Origin of the sequence: Streptomyces sp. NPDC050625, assembly GCF_040654755.1 — a bacterium.
GTDB lineage: Bacteria > Actinomycetota > Actinomycetes > Streptomycetales > Streptomycetaceae > Streptomyces.
The window spans coordinates 154,759-175,939 of the sequence record NZ_JBFAIQ010000011.1; the positions used below are offsets into that span (position 1 = coordinate 154,759).

The window sequence follows — 21,181 nt, forward strand, 5'->3', positions numbered from 1 at the left end:
GCCGGGGCCTTCAGGAGAGCTCGGTGTCGGTGGGGGGCGGCATGTGGAGGGTGTCGAGGAGTTGCCGGTACGTCGGGGCCATCGACGCCGCCCGCTGCTTGGAGCTGATGCTCAGCAGCTGGACGTAGTGGCTGCCGTCGTCGATGAAGCGTGTGGAGCCGACGGTCCCGTTCCTGGCGGAGAGCCGCGCGTCGAGGGTACGACGGCCGTTCACGTCGGTTTCCTTGACGGCTGTGCTGGTGAGCTTGTCGCGGGGGGACCGGGAGTACTGGTTGTAGCCGTCCAGGAAGGCCCGGAGGTTGTCCTTGAGGTCCTTCGCGCCGTGGAGGTCGAAGACCGCGAAGCCGGTGACCTGGTCGTCGTTGCCCGCCATGTAGATCCGCCCGTCCATGCCGTCCTTGGCCTTGGTGAACTTCTGGACCTTGGGTTTTCCGGGCAGCTCGACCTTGATGCCGCTCGGCGCGTCGGTGACCGCCACCCAGTGATCGGCGGTGACGGCACCGGCGGGCGGCGGTGACTCCGTCGCGGCGAGCGCGCTGCCGGGCAGCAGTACGCCTCCGGTGACGGCGACCGATGCGGCGAGCAGCGCATGGCGGTGGAATCGAGTACGACGAGTCCGAGTACCAGGAGTCCGCGTACCAGGAGTCGGAAGAGTCTGAAGAGTCATGGGGATGCACTTCCTGCAGTGGTGGGGTTGGGGGAGCGCGGCCGAACGGCCTCGTGTCCATTAGGCCGGGAGCCGCCCGCCCGGTCATGCCACTGCATGTCGTGGCACGCGGACTCGGGACTTGACACCGAGCCGCTTGCATAGAGCGCACTCCAAGTCGTTGGCTTGTGGACCATGAAGTACACGCAGCTAGGACGCACGGGACTCAAGGTCGGCCGACTCGTCCTCGGCACCATGAACTTCGGCCCGCAGACGGACGAAGCCGACAGTCACGCGATCATGGACACGGCGCTGGACGCGGGCATCAACCTCTTCGACACCGCCAATGTGTACGGCTGGGGCGAGAACAAGGGCCGTACCGAGGAGATCATCGGGAATTGGTTCGCCAAGGGCGGCGACCGGCGTGACAAGGTCGTGCTGGCGACCAAGGTGTACGCCAACATGGCCGCCGACGGCGAGCCCTGGCCCAATCACGACAAGCTCTCCGCGCTCAACATCCGGCGCGCCGTGGACGCCAGCCTGAAGCGGCTGCGGACCGACCACATCGACCTGTACCAGTTCCACCACGTCGACCGCAGCACCCCCTTCGAGGAGATCTGGCAGGCCATCGACGTCCTGGTCCAGCAGGGGAAGATCCTCTACGCCGGGTCCAGCAACTTCCCCGGTTACAAGATCGCCCAGGCCAATGAGATCGCCGCCCGGCGCGGCGGCACCATGGGGCTGGTCAGCGAGCAGTGCCTGTACAACCTCGCCGAGCGGCGCGCCGAGATGGAGGTCATCCCGGCCGCGCAGGAGTACGGCCTCGGGGTCATCCCCTGGTCGCCGCTGCACGGCGGACTGCTGGGCGGCGTGCTCAAGAAGGAGGCGCAGGGCGGACGGCGCTCCTCCGGCCGGGCCGCCGACTCGCTCGCCAACACCGCCGTCCGCGGGCAGGTCCAGGCGTACGAGGATCTGCTCGACAAGCACGGGGTTCAGCCGGGTGAGGCGGCGCTGGCCTGGCTGCTGACCCGGCCCGGCGTGACCGGCCCGATCGTGGGGCCGCGCACGGCCGAGCAGCTGGAGTCGGCCCTCAGGGCCGTGGAGCTGGAGCTGTCGGACGAACTGCTGGCGGGGCTGGACGAGATCTTCCCTGGTCCGGGGCCGTCCCCCGAGGCGTTCGCCTGGTAGCCGCCACCGACGGCAGGGCAAAGCGGCGGCGGTCTACTTTCCGAGGGCCGCCGCCAGCGCCACCACCACGAACATCAGCACAAGCGCACCGGCCATGATCCGGTTCCGGGTTTTCGGGTCCACGCAGTCGAGCCTAACCGGCCCCGCCGAGTGGCCAGCGGGCGACCGCCTCGTACCGGGGTTCCTCCCCGGGCACCCCGGACCTGGGCAGGTTGCTGCGCACCAGGGCCAGGTCGGCCACGGTCCAGGTGCGGCTGGTGAAGCCGCGGAGGTTCTCGACGTACGGCCGTACGTCCACCGAGTCCCGGCTGCGCGCCACCGTCAGATGGGCCTTGTACCGGCGGTGCTCCCCCATCGGCACCCCCGCCCTGCGCGCCGCGGCCTCCGCCCGGTCGGCCAGCAGCCGCAGCGTCTCCAGGTCACCCTCGGCTCCGGCCCACAGGGCCCGTCCGTGCCCGAACTGGCCGCCGCCCGCGATGGCGAGGGGGAAGGACGCGGTGCGGTGGGCCGCGCGCTCCAGCCGGTCCGACAGGTCCGGCAGGAGTTCGTCGTCGACCTCGCCGTAGAAGGCGAGCGTGTAGTGCCAGCCGGGCCGACCGGTCCAGCGCAGCCCGTCGGCGCCGGGCAGTCGGCGCAGTGCGTCCACCTCCGCGGCGAGTTCGTTCGTCACGTCCTCCGGGGGCAGTACGGCGGCGAAAAGTCTCATGCGGTCACCCTCCCAGACGGGGCGGGCATGATGGGTTCATGGTGATCGACATACGAGAAGGCAGCCTCGACGACGTTCCGCTGATCCTCGGCATGTTCGACAGCTCCGTAGCCTGGCTGGTCGCCCAGGGAAGGACCCGGCAGTGGGGCGTCGAGCCCTTGTCGGAGAACCCGCGCGCGGTGGCCATGATCGAGCGGACGGTCGGCGAGGGCTCCCCGTACATAGCCGAGGTGGACGGCGTCCCGGCCGCGACCCTCGCCCTCACCGACTCGCCCGGCCCGTACCTGGCGCCCGCAGGCGAGCCCGAGCGCTACATCCACATCCTCGCCTCCGACCGCCGCTTCAAGGGCATGGGCGTCGGCGCCGCGCTCCTCGCCCACGCCGCCGAGGAGACCCGCCGAGCCGGGATCTCCCTCCTCCGCGTGGACTGCTACGCGGGCGACGACGGCAAGCTGGTCGCCTACTACGAGAGCAACGGCTTCACCCGGACCGAGGCCTTCACCTTCGGCAAGGACGAGTGGCCGGGCCAGGTGCTGGCCCGAAGGGTCCGGTAGGAACCCTCCAGACCCTCCGAACCCCCCGGACCCCCGGACCGGGCACCTCATGCCGCGGTCGCCAGCTCCTGCTCGCGTGGTACGAACCGGACCCGGGGGTGGCCATGGTTCCAGCCCATCGACAGGCGGAGGCCGCCCACGCGGGCGAGGATCAGGCCGACGGTGACCGCCGCGGCGCCCGCGACGGCGCCGCCGAGGGCGAAGCCGATCCGTGGGCCGTAGGTGTCGGTGACCCAGCCGACGACCGGTGCGCCCAGTGGCGTACCGCCCATGAAGACCATCATGAACAGGGCCATCACCCGGCCGCGCATGGCCGGGTCGGTGCCCATCTGGACCGCGGTGTTCGCGGTGACGTTGACCGTCAGGCCGAAGCTGCCGATCGGGATCATGAGCAGCGCGAAGAGCCAGTACGAGGGCGCCAGCGCGGCCACGATCTCCAGGGCGCCGAAGGCCACCGCGGCCGCGATCAGGATGCGGAGGCGGGCCGTGCCGCGGCGGGCGGCGAGCAGCGCCCCGACGAGGGAGCCGACCGCCATCAGGGTGTTGAAGAGGCTGTAGGTGCCGGCGCCGCCGTGGAAGACGTCCTCGGCGTAGGCCGACAGCCACACCGGGAAGTTGAAGCCGAAGGTGCCGATGAAGCCGACCAGGACGATCGGCCAGATCAGCTCGGGGCGGCCGGCGACATAGCGCAGACCTTCCCGCAGCTGTCCCTTGCCGCGCGGGGCGCGCTCGACCACGTGCAGCTCACGGGCCCGCATCAGCAGCAGGCCGGCGATGGGGGCGACGAAGGACAGGCCGTTGAAGAGGAAGGCCCAGCCGGTGCCCACGCCGGTGATCAGCAGGCCGGCGACGGCGGGGCCGATCAGCCGGGCCGACTGGAAGTTGGCGGAGTTGAGGCTGACCGCGTTCTGCAGCTGCCCGGGGCCGACCATCTCGGAGACGAAGGACTGGCGTGCCGGGTTGTCGACGACCGTGGCGAGGCCGACGGTGAACGCGGCGAGGTAGACGTGCCAGACCTGGACGTGTCCGGTGAGGGTCAGCGCGGCGAGCGCGAGGCCCGTGAGCGCCATGGACGCCTGGGTGACGAGCAGCGTGGGGCGCTTGGGCAGGCGGTCGACGAGGACGCCGCCGTAGAGACCGAAGAGCAGCATCGGCAGGAACTGCAGGGCCGTCGTGATGCCGACGGCCGCGGAGGAGCCGGTGAGGCTGAGCACCAGCCAGTCCTGGGCGATGCGCTGCATCCAGGTGCCGGTGTTGGAGATGACCTGGCCGATGAAGAAGAGTCGGTAGTTCCGGATGCTCAGCGAGCTGAACATCGAGGATCTGCGGGTGCGGCCAGGGGTGGTGGGAGTGGTCGGTGCGGGGGCGGAAGCTGCTCCGGATCCCGTACTCAAAGTGGGTTCGCCTCCTTATTCGATTGCTCGCTCGCGGAGCGATACGTCCTTACAGGTGTGCGAGCTTCTCCAGCACGGGGGCGGCGGCGCGGATTTTCGCCCACTCGTCCTCGTCGAGGCCCTCGACCAGGCCGGCCAGGAACGCGTTGCGCTTGCGGCGGCTCTCTTCGAGCATCGCCTCGGCCTGTTCGGTCCTGGTGACGACCTTCTGGCGTCTGTCCTCGGGGTGCGGCTCAAGACGGACCAGGCCCTTGGCCTCCAGCAGCGCCACGATGCGGGTCATCGACGGCGGCTGGACGTGCTCCTTGCGGGCGAGTTCGCCCGGTGTGGCCTTGCCGCAGTTGGACAGGGTGCCGAGCACCGACATCTCGGTGGGGCTCAGCGACTCGTCGACCCGCTGGTGCTTGAGCCGACGGGACAACCGCATCACGGCGGAGCGCAGGGAGTTCACGGCGGCAACGTCGTCGCCATGGGTAAGGTCCGGCATGTTCTTTAGAGTAACTCATTACTCTCGCTAAAGACCACCGGCGACACGCCCGAATGCCCGTGACCCTGGCCACTGAACCCTCGCCTCACCCGTACGAGTGAGTCGAGCGCGGAAAGTGACGCGCCGGGCCTCCCACTGTGGCGACCCTCGTGTGCATGGGGACCACAGTGCTCAGCGTGCGGATGGACGGGGAACTGCTCGACCGGCTCCGGCACCACGCGGCGAAAAGAGGCATGAGCGTCCAGGACTATGTGGTCCGGACGCTCATACGGGACGACTTCGACGAGCGGTTCCAGGCCGCCGTCGAGGAGACGGAGAGGTTCTACGGGGTCACCTGAGCGCGGCGGCTCAGGTGAGACCGAGCGCGGGCATCAGGTAGTAGAAGGTGAACACGGCGGCGACGACGTACATCGGGGCCGGGATCTCGCGGGCGCGCCCGACCACGAGCCGCATCAGCACGAAGGTGATGAAGCCCATGCCGATGCCGTTGGTGATCGAGTAGGTGAACGGCATCATCACCATCGTGATGAACGCCGGGACCGCGATCGTGTAGTCGGCCCAGTCGATCTCCCTGACCGAGCCGGCCAGGATCAGGAAGCCGACCGCGAGCAGCGCCGGGGTGGCGGCCTGGGACGGAACCATCGTGGCGACGGGGGTGAGGAACAGGGCGACTGCGAACAGTCCGCCGGTGACGACGTTCGCGAAGCCGGTGCGGGCGCCCTCGCCGACGCCGGCCGTGGACTCCACGAAGGCGGTGGTGGCCGAGGAGGAGCTGGCACCGCCCGCGGCGACCGCGAGACCGTCGATGAAGAGCACCTTGTTGATGCCGGGCATCTCGCCCTTGGCGTCGGTCAGCCTGGCCTCGTCGCTGACGCCCATGATCGTGCCCATGGCGTCGAAGAAGCAGGACAGCAGGACGGTGAAGACGAAGAGGACGCCCGTCAGGACACCGACCTTGCCGAAGCCGCCAAAGAGGCTGACCTGGCCGATGAGGCCGAAGTCGGGGGTGGAGAAGGGGTTGCCCGGCCACTTCGGGGTGGTCAGGCCCCAGGAGGGCACATGGGCGACGGCCTCGATGATCAGCGCGAGCACGGTCATGGCGACGATCGAGATCAGGATCGCGCCGGAGACCCTGCGCACGATGAGCGCGAGCGTGAGCAGCGCGCCGAGGATGAAGACGAGGACCGGCCAGCCGTTGAGGTGCCCGTCGGCGCCGAGCTGGAGCGGGACGGTGGTGTGGGCAGCGTCCGGGATGCGGGTGATGAAGCCGGAGTCGACGAGGCCGATCAGCATGATGAACAGGCCGATTCCGATGGAGATGGCCTTGCGCAGCCCGTAGGGCACGGCGTTCATGACGCGCTCGCGCAGTCCGGTGGCGACGAGCAGCATGACCACGAAGCCGGCCAGGACCACCATGCCCATGGCATCGGGCCAGGACATGCGCGGCGCGAGCTGCAGGGCGACCACGGAGTTCACACCGAGACCTGCGGCGAGCGCGATCGGCACGTTGCCGATGGCGCCCATCAGCAGGGTCGTGAAGGCGGCGGTCAGAGCGGTGGCCGTGACCAGCTGCCCGTTGTTGAGCTGGTGCCCGTAGATGTCCTTGGCGCTGCCGAGGATGATCGGGTTCAGCACGATGATGTAGGCCATCGCGAAGAACGTGGCGAAGCCGCCGCGGATCTCACGCGGCAGGGTGCTGCCCCGCTCGGAGATCTTGAAGAAGCGGTCGAGGGCGCCGTAGGACGGCATGCTCCCCGGCTGTTCGGGGGCGGGAACCTTGGCAGGTGCCGGGGTGGACATGCGGGACCTCATCACCGAAGGGACTCCCCCAAGACCCTTTGGACTTTCATACGAGCAGAAGTGGCCAGTGACAAACGGTTTCAGTATGAACGTATGACAACCTGAGCGCTATCTCCGCGCGTAGACCCCACCGCCCCGGTCGCCCGGTAAGTCGCCGCCCCTCGCCTCGTAAGCTGTGCGCATGACGAAGTGGACCCCCAAGCACGAGGCACCGGAGCCGCTGGAAGGCCCCGTGGTCGCCACCATCACCGGCGGCACGATCGTCTGGTTCGTCCTCTTCCTGGTCCAGCTGCCGTTCTACGGCTGGTTCGACGACCACGGCCACACCTGGTGGCTGTGGACCTGCCTGGCCGGCGGCGGCCTGGGGCTGATCGGCATCTGGTACGTCCGCAAGCGTGACGCGGCGCTCAAGAGGGCGGCGGCACTCAAGGAGGCGACGGCCAAGTAGGCCGTGCCACAGCAGGCCGTACGACCAGCGCAGGACTCCCCTCCTCCCCAGGTCGGATCTTCCCGCCACTCGGCAGGTGAAGCCGTACATACGCACGTACCGTCGAATGCATGACGCACATCGACGCGGGAGCGGAACTGGACCCTGTGCACCCGGTACCGGCCCCGTCGGCGCCCGAGTCGAGAGGGCTGACGTCCGCCGAGGTCGCGGAGCGGGTCACCCGCGGTCAGGTGAATGACGTCCCGGTCCGCAGCAGCCGCACGCTCTCCGAGATCGTCCGTGCGAACGTCTTCACCCGCTTCAACGCGATCATCGGCGTCCTCTGGCTGATCATGCTGTTCGTCGCCCCGATCCAGGACAGCCTCTTCGGCTTCGTGATCCTCGCCAACACCGGTATCGGCATCGTCCAGGAGTGGCGGGCCAAGCAGACCCTCGACTCGCTGGCCGTGATCGGGGAGGCCCGGCCCACCGTCCGCCGTGACGGCGTCGCGACCGAGGTCAGCACCTCGGAACTCGTCCTCGACGACATCATCGAGATAGGCCCCGGCGACAAGATCGTCGTCGACGGCGTGTGCGCCGAGGCCGACGGGCTGGAGATCGACGAGTCCCTGCTCACCGGCGAGGCCGACCCCGTCGTCAAACACCCCGGCGCCGAGGTCAGGTCCGGCAGCTTCGTCGTCGCCGGCGGCGGCGCCTTCAAGGCCACCAGGGTCGGCCGCGAGGCGTATGCCGCCCAGCTCGCCGAGGAGGCCTCCCGCTTCACGCTCGTCCACTCCGAGCTCCGCAGCGGCATCTCGACGATCCTGAAGTACGTCACCTGGATGATGATCCCGGCCGCCATCGGCCTGGTCGTCACCCAGCTCTTCGTCAAGAACAACGACCTCAAGGACGCCATCGCCCGCACCGTCGGCGGCATCGTCCCCATGGTCCCGGAGGGGCTGGTCCTGCTCACCTCCGTCGCCTTCGCGATCGGCGTCATCCGCCTGGGCCGACAGCAGTGCCTGGTCCAGGAACTCCCCGCCATCGAGGGCCTCGCCCGCGTCGACACCGTCTGCCTGGACAAGACGGGCACGCTGACCGAGGGCGGGATGGACGTCACCGAGCTGCGCATGCTGGGCGACAGCGACGAGACGTATGTGCACAAAGTCCTCGGGGCGCTCGGCGAGTCGGCCCCCCGGCCCAACGCCTCCCTCCAGGCCGTCATCGACGCCTACCCGGACAGCGACGAATGGCGTTGCGTCGAGTCGCTGCCCTTCTCCTCCGCCCGCAAGTACAGCGGCGCCACCTTCAGCGAGGGCGACGGCGAGACCAGCACCTGGCTCCTCGGCGCCCCCGACGTGCTCCTCGCCGACGGCGAACCGGCACTGGCCGAAACCGAACGGCTCAACCGGGAGGGGCTGCGCATCCTGCTGCTCGCCCGCGCAGCCCGGGACCTCGACGACACCGACGTCGCCAAGGCCGCCAGGCCCACCGCCCTCGTCGTACTGGAGCAGCGGCTGCGCCCCGACGCCGCCGACACCCTGCGCTACTTCGCCGACCAGCACGTCCGCGCCAAGGTCATCTCCGGCGACAACGCGGTGTCCGTCGGCGCGGTCGCGGCCAAGCTCGGGCTCAGCGGTACGACGGTGGACGCGCGCCGACTGCCCGAGGATCCGTTGGGCATGGCGGCCGCCCTCGACGAGGGCACCGTGTTCGGCCGGGTCACCCCGCAGCAGAAGCGGGACATGGTCGGCGCGCTCCAGTCACGCGGGCACACGGTGGCGATGACCGGCGACGGCGTGAACGACGTGCTGGCCCTGAAGGACGCCGACATCGGCGTGTCCATGGGGTCGGGTTCCGAGGCCACCCGCGCGGTCGCCCAGATCGTGCTGCTCAACAACAGCTTCGCCACCCTGCCCTCGGTGGTCGCGGAGGGCCGGCGGGTCATCGGCAACATCACCCGGGTGGCCACGCTGTTCCTGGTGAAGACCGTCTACTCGGTGCTGCTGGCCCTGCTGGTGGTGTGCTGGCAGGCGCAGTACCCCTTCCTGCCGCGGCACCTGACCCTGCTGTCCACCCTCACCATCGGCGTCCCCGCCTTCTTCCTCGCCCTCGCGCCGAACACGGAACGCGCACGGCCCCACTTCGTACGGCGGGTGATGCGGTACTCGATCCCGGGCGGTGTGGTGGCCGGGGTGGCGACCTTCGTGACGTATCTGATCGCCCGGCACTACTACACGGGCGAGGGTTCGCTGGACGCCGAGACCAGCGCGGCCACGCTCACGCTCTTCCTGATCTCGATGTGGATCCTGGCGATCATCGCCCGCCCCTACACCTGGTGGCGGGTGCTCCTGGTGGCCTCGATGGGCGTGGCGTTCCTGTTCGTGCTCGTGGTGCCCTCGCTGCAGAGCTTCTTCGCGCTGAAGCTGGTCGGGGTGACGATGCCGTGGACGGCGGTGGCCATCGCCGTGGTCGCGGCGGTCGCCCTGGAGTTCCTGTGGAAGTGGGTCGACCGCCGCTTTCCCGCGTGACGCGGATTACTGCACGTCGACGAAGTCACCCGTGGCGTTGACCGCCGGGGTCGTCGAGGTGCCCGCGAAGGAGAAACGCCAGTAGCCGTCGTACTGGGCGGTGGCGGTGGCCTTCACGTTGCCGTATGAGTCGGAGTAGACCGTCTTGACCGTGGTGTACGTGGTGCTACCCGCCTTGCGGAACTGCAGCTTGACCGGCTGGCTGGAGTAGCCGTGGTACAGGCCGTCCTCCCAGTTGGCCCGGGTCAGCCTGCCCGTGGTGGTAATGGTCTTGCCCTTGGCGACCGGCTCCGGGCCGGCGTTGGCCGTGAGCTTGGAGTAGCGCTTCAGCAGAGTGGTGGCGAGGCCACCCTGGTCCTTGAAGCCGACCTTGCTCAGGTCGGGGTTGTTCTGGTCCTGGCCATTGAAGGCGATGGCCTCGGCGGCGACCGACCAGCTGCCGGCGTCGGCGTTCTTCAGCTCGCCCTCGCCCGGGTAGATGTCGACCGTACCCTTGCAGGTGGCGGTGGTCGACGAGGTAACCGTGCAGGTGGCGGGATTGTCACCCTCAAGCGTCTTGGTCGGGTCGTCCAGCGAGCCGCGGTAGAGATAGGCGTCGCTGTAGAAGTCGGGCGCGGTGACGTCGACGTCGGCGCCGTGGGTCAGCGTGTAGGTGTACGTCGTGCTGACCTTGTTGGTGGTGCCGACCTTGATCGCCGAGGCGATCTTGAGGTTCGAGAAGCTGACGTCCATCGTGTACGGCGTACCGCTGGACTCGGTGGCGTGCGCGGCCGGCACGGCGAGGGCGGAGAGGGCCAGGGCGCCGGAGACGGCGGCCACAGTGGCACGTATGCGCATTGCGTTCCCCTGGAGGGAGAAGTGATCGTGGAGTCGGTTGACTCACGCGATCAGATCCGTGAGGGGTGTGGCAGGTTGTACGTCAAGGTTGCTTCCCGGCCAGATTTTGGGCGCGTATTGCCAGCTCATGACGCAAGTGAGAGAAAACGTTCCGGCCACGGGAACGACAGGTGCCCGGGGCCGGAACCCAGCGCTTGCCGCGCGGTCTACTGCACGTCGACGAAGTCACCCGCGGCGTTGACCGCCGGGGTGGTCGAGGTGCCCGCGAAGGCGAAGCGGTAGTAGCCGTCGGCCGACGCGGTGGTCGTCGTCCTCAGGTTGCCCGTGGAGTCGGACTTGATGGTCTTCAGCGTGGTGTAGGTGCTGGAGCCCTTCTTGCGGAACTGGAGCTTGACGGGCTGGTTGGTGTAGCCCGCGTACTTGTGGGTCTCCCAGTTGGCGCGGGACAGCTTGCCCGTGACCGTGATGGTCCTGCCCTTCTTCACCGGCTCGGGCGCGGCGTTGACCGTCAGCTTGGAGTTGCGCTGGACGAGGGTGGTGGCGAGGTCGAACTGGACCGAGCTCTTCTCGGACGCGAAGTCCAGGGCGAACGCGGCGCCGTGCCAGGTGCCGGCCTGGGAGTTCTTCAGCAGTGAGCTGTTCGCGCCCGACGGGTAGATGTCGATCCGGGCCTTGCACACGGCGGTGGTCGCCGAGGTTTCGGCGCAGGTCGCGGGCTCGTCGGGGCCCAGGTCGTTGACCGGGGCGGTGGAGGAGCCGCGGTAGATCACGGGCAGGGTGAGGAAGTCCTCGGAGGTGACGTCGACGTCGGCGCTGTGGGTCAGCTTGTAGCTGACCGCGGTGGAGACATGGGCGGTCGTGCCGACCTTGATCGCCTTGGCGATCTTGAAGTCGGAGAAGGAGACGTCCAGGTCGCCCACCGGGTCGGAGGCGGCGCTGAATGCGCTCCTGCCGGACGTCTGCTGCGAGAAGACCTTCGCGAGCTCGGAGCGGTACGACGGGCCGCCGTCGGCGGCGTGCGCGGCCGGCGCGACGAGGGCGGAGAGGGCCAGGGCGCCGGAAGCGGCGGCCACAGTGGCACGTATGCGCATGCGTTTCCTTGGATGAGTGGTGGTGCGGGTCTTCCGGTGGATCCGGACTACCGCGCTGCGGGACTACGGCACTGTGGGACTACTGCACGTCGACGAGGTCACCCGTGGCGTTGACCGCGGCGGTGGACGAGTTGCCCGCGAAGGAGAAGCGGTAGTAGCCGTCGGCCGTGGCGGTGGTCGTGGTCTTCAGGTTGCCCCTGGTGTCCGCCTTGATGGTCTTCAGCGTCGTGTAGGTGCTGGCGCTCTTCTTGCGGAACTGGAGCTTCACCGACTGGGAGCCGTAGCCGCCGTACTTCAGCGTCTCCCAGTTGGCCCGGGTCAGGGCACCGGTGACCGTGATGGTCCTGCCCTTCTTCACCGGCTCGGGCGCGGCGTTGGCGGTGAGCTTCGCGGCGCGCTGGAAGAAGAAGGAGCCGGCCTTGTCCATCTGGATGAAGTCGTCGTCGTTGGCGTTGATCCAGGCGTCGACGTACCAGGTGCCGGCGTTCTTGTTGCTGTAGTAGTCCGTCCTCGGGTCGATGGTCACCGAGGCGGTGCAGGTGGAGGTGGTGGCGTTCACGACGGTGCAGGTGGGCTTGCGGGTCAGCTCGAAGCCGTAGCCGGGGCCGGTCAGCGCGAACTCGTCGGCGTCCTTGATGCCCGAGTTGTCCTTGGCGGTCACGCTCACCTTGACCGTCACCGGGCTGGAAGTGCCCATGGACACCTTGTTGTCGCCGTCCACGACCACCTTGGTGATCGTGGTGTCGCCGTAGCCGCCGTCGGCCTGCGCGGCCGGAACGGTGAGGGCGGACAGGGCCAGAGCACCACTCACGACGGCGACAGATGCACGAATGCGCATGTGTTTTCCCCACGCTTGATTGCCTGTGGAGTCGCGCGACTCCACAGGCATGACATGGGACGGAAGTGAAAGGTTGTACTACAGGTGAGGAATCGGTGTGGAGGTTCGGGAGGTCAGTCGAACCAACGGTCCCGCGCCAGCTCCTGCGTCCGCGACGGGTCCTCCAGCAGGGCCGCCACCTCGAAGCGGCGCGGCCACTGACCCGCCGCCCAGGCGAGGCCCGCGGCGACACCCTCCAAGGTGGCCGCGTGCAGGACGCCGTCGCCGGTCAGCCGCCAGTCGATCTCCACACCGTCGACCACGAGTTCCTCGTGCTCGACGTAGGTGTCCGGGGTGCGCGGGCCGAGCAGCACCCGTACCGACTCCGGTACGTCGTGCTCGGTGCCCTCGGAGTCCACGGACCCGGTGACGGACTCGCTCAGCCGCCGCACCTGGAACAGCTCGGCCAGCTCGGCGGCCCGGGACGGGCGGACCGGCAGCAGCGGGACACCGGAGGTGAAGGGCAGCAGGTCGGGCGAGTCGACGACCACCGCGTCGGCCGCGTCCACGACCTCCACCCGTCCGTCGACGACGGCCCGCAGTTCGTCCGGCAGGGTCACCTGCTCGGGGTCCAGATCGGCCAACGCGCTGTACAGCCCGTGCAGTTGGGCGGGCGTGACCGGGCGCTCCGGGTCGGCGAGCCGGTCCAGCAGCTCGGCGGCACCGCCGGGCTCGTCGAGCAGCGCGGCGACGGAGGTGCGCACGCCGAGGGCCCGCAGCACCTGCTCGTCCTCGAACCCGGTGGCGTCGGCCTCGTCGTACAGCCCGCGCAGCAGCGGGTCGCCGCCGGCCGCGAGCAGACCGGCGGGCCGGCGCCCGTCCAGGACCGGGTGCCCGCGCAGCCACCATGCGGTGTACGGGCGTACGACCTCGTGCGTGCCGTCCGCCAGCAGGATCCGCACCGGCTGGGTGAGCGCGTCGCGCAGCGGCGGGCGGGCGAGCAGGGCGAGGGCCTGCGGCCAGTGCTCGTCGTCGACGAGGTCGAGGTCGCGCACGGCGACGAGTTCGGTGGCCACGGGCGGCACCGGGCTGTCCGGGAAGCGGTCCAGGATGTCCTCGCACCACACGTCGACGGCGTCGAGCAGACCGGCGTCGTCGGGCTCGGCGAAGTCCCCTTCCCTGGGTTCGAGTTCGTCCGGGTCGAGGACCACGTCCGTGGCGCGCACCAGGGCGAAGTCGGCGAGCACACCACAGGCGGCCAGCGGGCTCTCGCCCCACTTCTCGGCCAAGTCGGCGTCCACGGCGGCCAGTTCGCCTTCGCGGATGACGCGCGCGAAGGAGCTGCCGGGGAAGACCAGCTCACCGGCGGGGGCGAGTTCGCCGTCCTCGTCGGGGAGGGCGAGGGCGCCCAGCCAGGGCTCGTCACCCGGCTCCAGGCCCGCGTCCCGGACGAGGGCGAGGACGATCTCGGCCAGCTCCTCGGCGTCCGGGGCGTCCTCCTCCCAGCTCGCCCCGCCCTCGTCGTCCAGGGAGGCGGCGACGGCGGCACGCACCTGGGGCGTGGTGAGGACGGCCCGGGGGGTCGCGGGCAGGGCGCCGAGCTTCTCCAGGAGCGGATGGGCGGCGTCCGGGTGGGCGACCTTCAGCCCCAGCCGGGCGAGGACCTCGGGGTCGATCCGGGTGGCGTCCGGCGCGGGCAGCAGGACCTGCCGGGGGCCGATCGTGGTCCGCCCGTCGGCGAGCGGCACGGGCAGGCCGGAGAGCCGGTCCGGGTCGACCCCGGCGAGGCTGTCGTAGAGCCGGTGCCACCAGTCCGGGTCCTTCTCCAGCCCGGCCAGCCGGTCGACCGCGTCGGCCAGCGGGAGGCGGGCGACGCCCAGCGTGCGCAGTTCGACGCGGCGTTCCAGGCCGGCCGGCAGCAGGGTGGGCAGGACCTCGGCCAGGACACGGACGGTGTCGCCGCCCGCGCCCTCGACGACCTCGGCGTCCCGGGGGCGCAGGGCCTCGGGGAGGTCCTCGGCGTGCGGCTCGGGCTCGACGGCGGGCGGGAGGAAGGCGGTGCGCGGGAGACGGTCGAGGATCGCCTGGCGCAGCGCGCCGTCGAGCTCGCCCTTGCCGAGGGGGCCGGGCACGAGGCCGATGATGCTCTCGGCCACCGGGCGCCATTCGGCGAGGAGTTCGGTGTACGCGTCCGCCGCGCGCTGCACCAGGAAGTCGGTCAGCGGGCCGGGGGCGGCGTGCCGGCGGGTGGTGTCCAGCGGGAAGGACGCGATGAGCAGGGCGGGCACGCCGAGGGGCTCGTCGCTGGGGGTGGGGGCGTGGACGACGGGGGTGGTGCGGGGGTGGACGGGGCTGCCGTAGACGTCGACGGGTACGGCCCAGGTGACGGACCAGTGGGGGCGCAGGCGCTCCTCCACCGGGCGGTCGGCGAGCAGGTCCGGGGTGAGCGGGCCGTGCGTGGCGGAGGTGCGCCAGTGGGTGACGCCGTCGCGTGAGTCCTCCACGATCGTGAAGGGGCCGTCGGTGCGGCGGGTGAGCGTGCGGGGGGCCTCGCCGTTGATCTCGACGACCACTTCCGCCAGGCCGGGGAGGGCCAGGAGGAGGGCGTCGTCGACCGCTTGCAGGAGCCGTTCGGCCAGATCGGTGGCGGCCGTGTCGCGCAGCGGGAGGATGACGACCGTGTCGTACGGGTCGGGGGCGGTGCCCTCGGCGGCGAACGGGAGGCGCAGCAGGGGGACGTGTCCGTCGCGCCGGCGGATCTCGTCGCCGAGCCCGGGGCTGTGGCGGGCGGCTTCGGCGGCGTGTTCCCGGGCCTCGGCGAGGGACCAGCGGACTCCGCCGTGGCGTCCGACGACCGCGGGCTCGTCGGTGACGGCGAGTACGGCGGCGAAGCCGACGCCGAAGCGGCCGACGGTGCCCTGGTCTTCGTGGGCCTCGCGCTTGGCGGAGGCGCGCAGGGTGGCGAGCGACTCGACACCGGCCGCGTCCAGGGGGGCGCCGGTGTTGGCGGCGAACAGGACGCCGTCGCGGAGGGTGAGCCGGAGGCGGCCGGGTGTCTTCGCCCGGGCGGCGGCGTCGGCGGCGTTCTGGGCGAGCTCGACGACGAGCCGGTCCCGGTAGCCGCCGAGGACCAGGTCCTCCTCGGCGTTGGCGTCCTCGCGGAAGCGGGCGGGGCTGGTGGCCCAGGCGTCGAGAACACCGCGGCGCAGACGGGCGGTGCCGAAGGGGTCGGCACCCTCGGCAGCGGGCCGCACGAACTTGCTCACGTTCACTCTCCTCATCGGCGTGACGATGCAAGGTACCGCGCCACTGCCCATGACTTTCCGCGCCCGGACTCCACCCACAGCCCACTCGCCCGTCCCCCGGCCCGAAACTCACCCCCGAGAGGACCAAGACGCCACCACCACCGGGGCCCAGCCCCCGCGCTCTGCTCGCCCGTCCCGGTGGTACGTCGTCCTGGAGAGGGACCACGCACCACTACCACCAGGATCCAACGCCAGCACCCCACCCGACGACCCGCGGCCCCGAGACCGGTCCGCGAGCCGGACCACGTTCCGCTGCCGCCAGGGCCCTGCCCTTGAACCCGTTCCGACGACCGACTCGCCCGCTCTGGCGGGCCGGGGGACGTCCCCGACAGGGACCACGCACCGCTGCCACCAGGGGCTCAGCCCCTGAACCCGGTCCAACGCCCCACTCACCCGCCCTACCGGGCCGGGCACGTCCCCGACAGGGACCACGCACCGCCGCCACCAGGGCCCAGCGCCTGCACCCCACCCGACGACCCGCGGGCCCGAGACTCCTCCCCGAGCCGAACCACGCACCGCCGCCGCAAGGGCTCAGCCCCTGGACACGGTCCAACGCCCCACTTACCCGCCCCGCCGGACGAAACACGCCCCCTGACAGGGACCACGCACCGCTGCCACCAGGGGCCAGCGCCTGGACCCCGCCCGAATGCTACGAGTGGCCGAGTTCTGCCGTTTCCTCGTCGCCCAGTGCCGGGACCGAGCCCGAGTCCGGGGCCGGGCGCAGGGGGAAGGGGTCCACCTTCGTCTCGTCGATGACCGGTGCCGCCGGCTGGGGCGGCTTGGGCATGACCGCGGCCTCCGAGTGGCCGCCGCAGCCGTACGTGAGCGAGACGACCCGCCCGTCGGCCGGGGAGAACTCGTTCGCGCAGAGGCCGAAGGCCTGGCCGAGGGAGCCGCCGAGGGGGACCAGGAAGCCACAGGTGACGCAGGAGGCGGGGGCCGCCTGGGCCATCGGGGTCTTGGCGCCGAACGCCTCGTCCCAGCGGTCGGCGGCGACGTGCAGGCCGTACCGGGACAGGACCCGGGCCCGGCGCATGCCGAGTTCCTCCGCCACCGAGGCGATCGAGCCACGGGCGGGGACCGTGGGCAGTGTGGCGGGCGCACCGGGGGTGACCTCCGCGTCCTCCGCCTCCGCCAGTTCCGCCATCTCGTGCGACACGGGGGAGCTCGGCAGGGGCTGGTCCTCGCCGGAGTAGCCCGGCTCCAGCCGGAGGTCCTCGGCGTCCGTGGGAAGGAGGTCGCCGGGGCCCATGTCGCCGGGCCGCAGCCGCTCGCTCCAGGGCACCCACTCCGGGGCCAGGAGCGCGTCGGGGCCGGGCAGCAGGACGACCTCGTCCAGCGTCACCACCTTCGCGCGGGACGCCCGGGTCACGGTCGCCGCCCAGCGCCAGCCCCGGTACCCGAGCTCCTTGCACTCGAAGAAGTGCGTGACAACGCGGTCGCCCTCGGACACCAGGCCGACGTGCTCGCCGACCACACCCGGGGCGGCGGCCTCCTCGGCTGCGGCGCGGGCGAGGTCGACGGCCTCGGCGCACAGGCGGTCGGGGGTGCGGCTTCGCGTGCTCGCTGCGCTCACAGGTATCGCTTCTCTCCTACGCCGTCTCACGGGTGCGCCTGCCTTTGGCGGTGGGGCGGACGGAGCGGACCTGTGGGCCGCATCGACGTCCGCGTCCGATCGCTCTCGGGCGCACCTCTGCCATCCATTCTGCGGGATGGCTGAGATACGCACGCTACCTGTTCGTAGGCGCTGGGCCTACACCGACGGGACAGTACGCCGTTTCAAGCCGGTGTTTGACCCGCCGGACGCGCCGTAACCGCACTACGGACCATCATCTCAGGGCACTATGAACGTCGTGGCAGCCGCGAAGTCGTCCCAAGGCGCCACCGGGGTCGGTGGGGTCAAAGGGAGCAGTCGAAGTGGCGGTGCGGGCCGGATGCGCGGCGCCGCCCGCTCCGTCGGCCGTGCCCTGCACTTCCCGCTGACCGGAACCGCCCGAGGCATCCGGAGGGCGACGCACGCGCACGGCGCGGGCGAGTCGGGGCTCGGGAAGCTGATCGAGCTGCACGCGGTGAACGGCGCCGGCGACGTCATGATCACCGTGGCCCTCGCCTCCACCGTCTTCTTCTCGGTGCCGACCGACGAGGCCCGCGGCCGCGTCGCCCTCTATCTCGCCATCACCATGGCCCCCTTCACGGTCCTCGCACCCGTGATCGGCCCCCTCCTCGACCGTCTGCCGCACGGTCGGCGCGCCGCGATGGCCGTGGCGATGCTCGCCCGCGCCCTGCTCGCGCTGATCATCTCGGGGGCGGTGGCCAGCGGCAGGCTGGAGCTGTATCCGGCCGCGCTGGGGGTGCTCGTGGCCTCAAGGGCGTACGGGGTCGTACGCAGCGCGGTCGTGCCCCGGCTGCTGCCGACCGGCTTCTCCCTGGTGAAGGCGAACTCCCGGGTCACCCTCGGCGGGCTCCTCGCCACCGGCATCGCCGCGCCCGTCGGGGCGGGACTGCAGGCCCTCGGCTCCCGCTGGCCGCTCTACGGCGCCTTCGTGATCTTCGTCGCGGGCACGTTCCTGTCCTTCTCCCTGCCGCCGAAGGTCGACTCGGCCAAGGGCGAGGACATCGCGCTGCTCGCGGCCGACGAGGAGCATCTGCACGGACCGCACCTCAAGCCGGTGAAGCGTCCCGGGCTGCGCACGGTCGGCCCTGCCGTCACCCACGCCCTCGGCGCCAACGCCGCCCTGCGCTGTCTGTCCGGCTTCCTGATCTTCTTCCTCGCGTTCCTGCTGCGCGAGCACCCGCTGACCGGGGAGAGCGCGGCGGTGTCCATGGGGATAGTCGCCGTCTCGGCGGGCGTGGGCAACGCGCTCGGTACGGCGGTCGGGGCCTGGCTGCGGTCGAGGACGCCGGAGATCATCATCGTGACCGTGGTCGCGGTGGTGCTGGGTACGGCAATCGTCGCGGCGGTGTTCTTCGGCGCCTTCCTGGTGGCCTGTCTGGCCGCGGTCGCCGGGTTCGCCCAGGCCCTCGCCAAGCTGTCCCTGGACGCGCTGATCCAGCGGGACGTGCCGGAACTGGTCCGTACGTCGGCGTTCGCGCGCTCCGAGACGCTGCTGCAGATGGCGTGGGTGTTCGGTGGCGCGGTCGGCATCGTGATGCCGCTCAACGGCACGCTGGGCCTGACGGTGGCCGCCGTGATCGTGGCCGCCGGCTGGCTGACCACCCTGCGCGGTCTGCTCAGCTCGGCACGCCAAGGGGGCCGGACACGGCCGCGAGTGGCGTAACGAACCGGGCACGCCGCACCCCACATGGGGCGACGGCCCGAGTGCCCGATAGCCTTCGGCCATGACCACGCTGCAATCCGCCTCGCGACGCCGCCGCGCCGTCGCCGCCGCCGGCGCCGTTTCCGCCGGACTGCTCGTTCTGTCTGCCTGCGAGAAGCCGACGCCCATCGCGACGATCACCGTCGGGACGAGCTCGGTCAACTCGGAGGCCACCTGCTACAACGACGGCAAGGCCCTGAGCACGGCCTCCCTGGCCAATTGCCTCAAGGACACCGGCATCAAGTCGATCAAGGTGGACCCGGACGAGACCGTGCGCTTCGGCGTCGACCCGGCGGTCGCGGACAGCGGGTGGACGATCCTGATGAACGGTCAGCCGCTCACCGACTCCAGCAAGAAGACCTACCGCACGATCCCGGGCAGCGTGTTCTTCAACGCCCAGTACGGCGCCCAGGGCAACTCGACCCTGGTCTCCATCAAGGAGGGCGAGAAGGACGTCAAGGGTCTGTGGTCCTTCAAGCTCAAGAAGGACTCCTGACCACGTCTTCCGCGTCTTCCGCGTCTTTTGGACGTGTTCTCGTGGCCACCGCGGTACCCGCCGAACGGGACGCGGTGGCACGGGCGTTCACGGGGCCGGAGCATGAGGTGCGGCTTCCGGGGGTGACCCTGCACCGGCTGCCTGGGCTCGATGTGGCCGCCGCCGGGGTCGGCCCGGCCCGCGCCGCCGCCTCCACCGCCGCCGCCCTCACCGCGGCCGCCCTCGAAGGCGCCCCGTACACCCTGGTGGTCTCCGCCGGGATCGCCGGCGGTTTCCAGCCCGGGGCCCCGGTCGGTTCGCTGGTGGTGGCCGACGAGATCACCGCCGCCGATCTGGGCGCCGACACGCCCGACGGCTTCCTTCCGGTCACCGAGCTGGGCTTCGGGACCGTCAACCACCGTCCGCCAAAATCACTCGTACGAGACATCGCCACCGCGACCGGAGCTCGCCCGGGAGCCGTACTCACCGTCTCGACGGTAACCGGCACGGCCGCCCGCGCCGCCGAACTGCGCACCCGTCACCCGCGTGCCCTCGCCGAGGCCATGGAGGGCTTCGGGGTGGCCGAGGCGGCCGCCGCGCACGGCGTGCCCGTCCTGGAGCTGCGCGCGGTCTCCAACCCCGTCGGCCCGCGCGACCGCGCCGCCTGGCGCATCGGCGACGCCCTGGCGGCCCTCACCGAGGGCTTCGGGAAGCTCGCGCCCGTACTGGAGAGTTGGAACCCCCATGAGCCCTGAGAGCCGACCCCTGCAGATCGCCTACTCCCCCTGCCCCAACGACACCTTCGTCTTCGACGCCCTCGCCCACGGCCGCGTGCCCGGCGCGCCCGCGCTCGACGTGACCTTCGCCGACATCGACATCACGAACGGCATGGCCGAGCGCGGCGAGTTCGACGTGCTGAAGGTGTCGTACGCGGTGCTGCCGTACGTCCTCGACGAGTACGCGCTGCTGCCCTGCGGGGGCGCGCTGGGCCGGGGCTGCGGGCCGCTGGTGCTCACTCGGGAGGCGGGGGCCGACCTGACGGGCCGTAGGGTCGCCGTGCCCAGCGAGAAGTCGACGGCCTATCTGCTCTTCCGGCTGTGGGCGGCGGACACGCTGCCCGGCGGGGTCGGTGAGATCGTCGTCATGCCGTTCCACGAGATCATGCCCGCCGTGCGGGACGGGAAGGTCGACGCCGGGCTGGTGATCCACGAGGCGCGCTTCACGTACCAGAACTACGGGCTGCACAAGCTCGCGGACATGGGCGAGCACTGGGAGAACACGACCGGGCTGCCGATTCCGCTGGGCGCGATCATCGCCAAGCGGTCCCTGGGCGCGGACACGCTGCGGCGGCTCGCCGAAGCGATCCACACGTCCGTGCACGCGGCCTGGGACGACCCCGAGGCCTCCCGGCCGTACGTCATGGAGCACGCCCAGGAGATGGACCCGGCCGTCGCCGATCAGCACATCGGGCTGTACGTCAACGAATTCACGTCGGATCTCGGCGAGGACGGCTACGCGGCGGTCAGGGGGCTGCTGACGCGCGCCGCGGCCGAGGGACTCGTCCCGCCCCTCGGCCCCCGGGCACTCGACTTCCCCTGACCGGGCC

The 21,181-nt window shown here is 70.8% G+C and carries 19 protein-coding genes; 9 read left to right on the top strand and 10 right to left on the bottom strand.

Translation table 11 applies throughout. The features are described from left to right. Positions 1 to 10: 10 nt before the first annotated feature. The gene (locus AB0I54_RS24910) at positions 11 to 667 is read right to left on the bottom strand and encodes a hypothetical protein (protein ID WP_363298346.1); all 657 of its coding nucleotides are present in this window, start codon (positions 665 to 667) and stop codon (positions 11 to 13) included. A gap of 174 nt (positions 668 to 841) precedes the next feature. Here AB0I54_RS24910 and AB0I54_RS24915 point away from each other — a divergent pair, with 174 nt between their 5' ends. Then, positions 842 to 1,834 (top strand): aldo/keto reductase, encoded by a 993-nt coding sequence (locus tag AB0I54_RS24915; RefSeq protein ID WP_363298347.1) that lies wholly within the window; start codon positions 842 to 844, stop codon positions 1,832 to 1,834. A gap of 133 nt (positions 1,835 to 1,967) precedes the next feature. Here the strand turns inward: AB0I54_RS24915 and thpR are convergent, their stop codons facing one another. Continuing rightward, positions 1,968 to 2,540, bottom strand: a complete 573-nt coding sequence (gene thpR, locus AB0I54_RS24920) for an RNA 2',3'-cyclic phosphodiesterase (RefSeq protein ID WP_363298348.1) — start codon at positions 2,538 to 2,540, stop codon at positions 1,968 to 1,970. Positions 2,541 to 2,578: 38 nt separating this feature from the next. Between thpR and AB0I54_RS24925 the strand changes: the two genes are divergently transcribed. Continuing rightward, positions 2,579 to 3,094: a GNAT family N-acetyltransferase gene (locus tag AB0I54_RS24925; RefSeq protein WP_363298349.1), complete on the top strand. Its 516-nt coding sequence runs from the start codon at positions 2,579 to 2,581 to the stop codon at positions 3,092 to 3,094. Between the two features lie 47 nt (positions 3,095 to 3,141). Here the strand turns inward: AB0I54_RS24925 and AB0I54_RS24930 are convergent, their stop codons facing one another. Together AB0I54_RS24930 and AB0I54_RS24935 are read right to left on the bottom strand one after the other, a co-directional pair. Continuing rightward, on the bottom strand, positions 3,142 to 4,488 hold the full coding sequence (locus AB0I54_RS24930) for an MFS transporter (RefSeq protein WP_363298350.1): 1,347 nt from the start codon (positions 4,486 to 4,488) through the stop codon (positions 3,142 to 3,144). Positions 4,489 to 4,537: 49 nt separating this feature from the next. Continuing rightward, positions 4,538 to 4,975, bottom strand: a complete 438-nt coding sequence (locus AB0I54_RS24935) for a MarR family transcriptional regulator (protein WP_363298351.1) — start codon at positions 4,973 to 4,975, stop codon at positions 4,538 to 4,540. Between the two features lie 155 nt (positions 4,976 to 5,130). Here AB0I54_RS24935 and AB0I54_RS24940 point away from each other — a divergent pair, with 155 nt between their 5' ends. Then, positions 5,131 to 5,313 (top strand): ribbon-helix-helix protein, CopG family, encoded by a 183-nt coding sequence (locus AB0I54_RS24940; protein WP_363298352.1) that lies wholly within the window; start codon positions 5,131 to 5,133, stop codon positions 5,311 to 5,313. Between the two features lie 10 nt (positions 5,314 to 5,323). On the opposite strand, the gene AB0I54_RS24945 is transcribed toward AB0I54_RS24940, so the two are convergent. Beyond that, positions 5,324 to 6,775, bottom strand: a complete 1,452-nt coding sequence (locus AB0I54_RS24945; RefSeq protein WP_363298353.1) for an NCS2 family permease — start codon at positions 6,773 to 6,775, stop codon at positions 5,324 to 5,326. Positions 6,776 to 6,956: 181 nt separating this feature from the next. Here AB0I54_RS24945 and AB0I54_RS24950 point away from each other — a divergent pair, with 181 nt between their 5' ends. Further along, a complete protein-coding gene (locus AB0I54_RS24950) occupies positions 6,957 to 7,223 on the top strand; it encodes a DUF2530 domain-containing protein (protein ID WP_363298355.1) in 267 nt (88 codons plus the stop codon). A gap of 110 nt (positions 7,224 to 7,333) precedes the next feature. Next, positions 7,334 to 9,733, top strand: coding sequence for an HAD-IC family P-type ATPase (locus AB0I54_RS24955; RefSeq protein ID WP_363298356.1), 2,400 nt, complete (start codon positions 7,334 to 7,336; stop codon positions 9,731 to 9,733). A 6-nt stretch (positions 9,734 to 9,739) separates the two neighbouring features. Here the strand turns inward: AB0I54_RS24955 and AB0I54_RS24960 are convergent, their stop codons facing one another. The 5 genes from AB0I54_RS24960 to AB0I54_RS24980 all read right to left on the bottom strand — a co-directional run bounded on the left by AB0I54_RS24960 (position 9,740) and on the right by AB0I54_RS24980 (position 17,359). After that, a complete protein-coding gene (locus AB0I54_RS24960) occupies positions 9,740 to 10,570 on the bottom strand; it encodes a hypothetical protein (protein WP_363298357.1) in 831 nt (276 codons plus the stop codon). 206 nt (positions 10,571 to 10,776) lie between these two features. Next, a complete protein-coding gene (locus tag AB0I54_RS24965; RefSeq protein ID WP_363298358.1) occupies positions 10,777 to 11,661 on the bottom strand; it encodes a hypothetical protein in 885 nt (294 codons plus the stop codon). A gap of 79 nt (positions 11,662 to 11,740) precedes the next feature. Beyond that, the gene (locus AB0I54_RS24970) at positions 11,741 to 12,499 is read right to left on the bottom strand and encodes a calcium-binding protein (protein WP_363298359.1); all 759 of its coding nucleotides are present in this window, start codon (positions 12,497 to 12,499) and stop codon (positions 11,741 to 11,743) included. Positions 12,500 to 12,612: 113 nt separating this feature from the next. Next, complete coding sequence (locus AB0I54_RS24975) at positions 12,613 to 15,744, bottom strand: molecular chaperone Hsp90 (protein WP_363298360.1); 3,132 nt, start codon at positions 15,742 to 15,744, stop codon at positions 12,613 to 12,615. Positions 15,745 to 16,432: 688 nt separating this feature from the next. Next, the gene (locus tag AB0I54_RS24980) at positions 16,433 to 17,359 is read right to left on the bottom strand and encodes a DUF3027 domain-containing protein (RefSeq protein ID WP_363298361.1); all 927 of its coding nucleotides are present in this window, start codon (positions 17,357 to 17,359) and stop codon (positions 16,433 to 16,435) included. A gap of 277 nt (positions 17,360 to 17,636) precedes the next feature. Between AB0I54_RS24980 and AB0I54_RS24985 the strand changes: the two genes are divergently transcribed. The 4 genes from AB0I54_RS24985 to AB0I54_RS25000 all read left to right on the top strand — a co-directional run bounded on the left by AB0I54_RS24985 (position 17,637) and on the right by AB0I54_RS25000 (position 21,174). After that, positions 17,637 to 19,061, top strand: a complete 1,425-nt coding sequence (locus tag AB0I54_RS24985; protein WP_363298362.1) for an MFS transporter — start codon at positions 17,637 to 17,639, stop codon at positions 19,059 to 19,061. Between the two features lie 61 nt (positions 19,062 to 19,122). Beyond that, entirely contained in the window at positions 19,123 to 19,596 is a 474-nt protein-coding gene (locus tag AB0I54_RS24990; RefSeq protein WP_363298363.1) for a DUF2771 domain-containing protein, read from the top strand. Next, on the top strand, positions 19,593 to 20,330 hold the full coding sequence (locus tag AB0I54_RS24995) for a futalosine hydrolase (protein ID WP_363298422.1): 738 nt from the start codon (positions 19,593 to 19,595) through the stop codon (positions 20,328 to 20,330). Before AB0I54_RS24990 ends, AB0I54_RS24995 begins: the two co-directional genes overlap by 4 nt. Next, on the top strand, positions 20,320 to 21,174 hold the full coding sequence (locus AB0I54_RS25000; RefSeq protein ID WP_363298364.1) for a 1,4-dihydroxy-6-naphthoate synthase: 855 nt from the start codon (positions 20,320 to 20,322) through the stop codon (positions 21,172 to 21,174). Before AB0I54_RS24995 ends, AB0I54_RS25000 begins: the two co-directional genes overlap by 11 nt. Positions 21,175 to 21,181 lie beyond the last annotated feature (7 nt).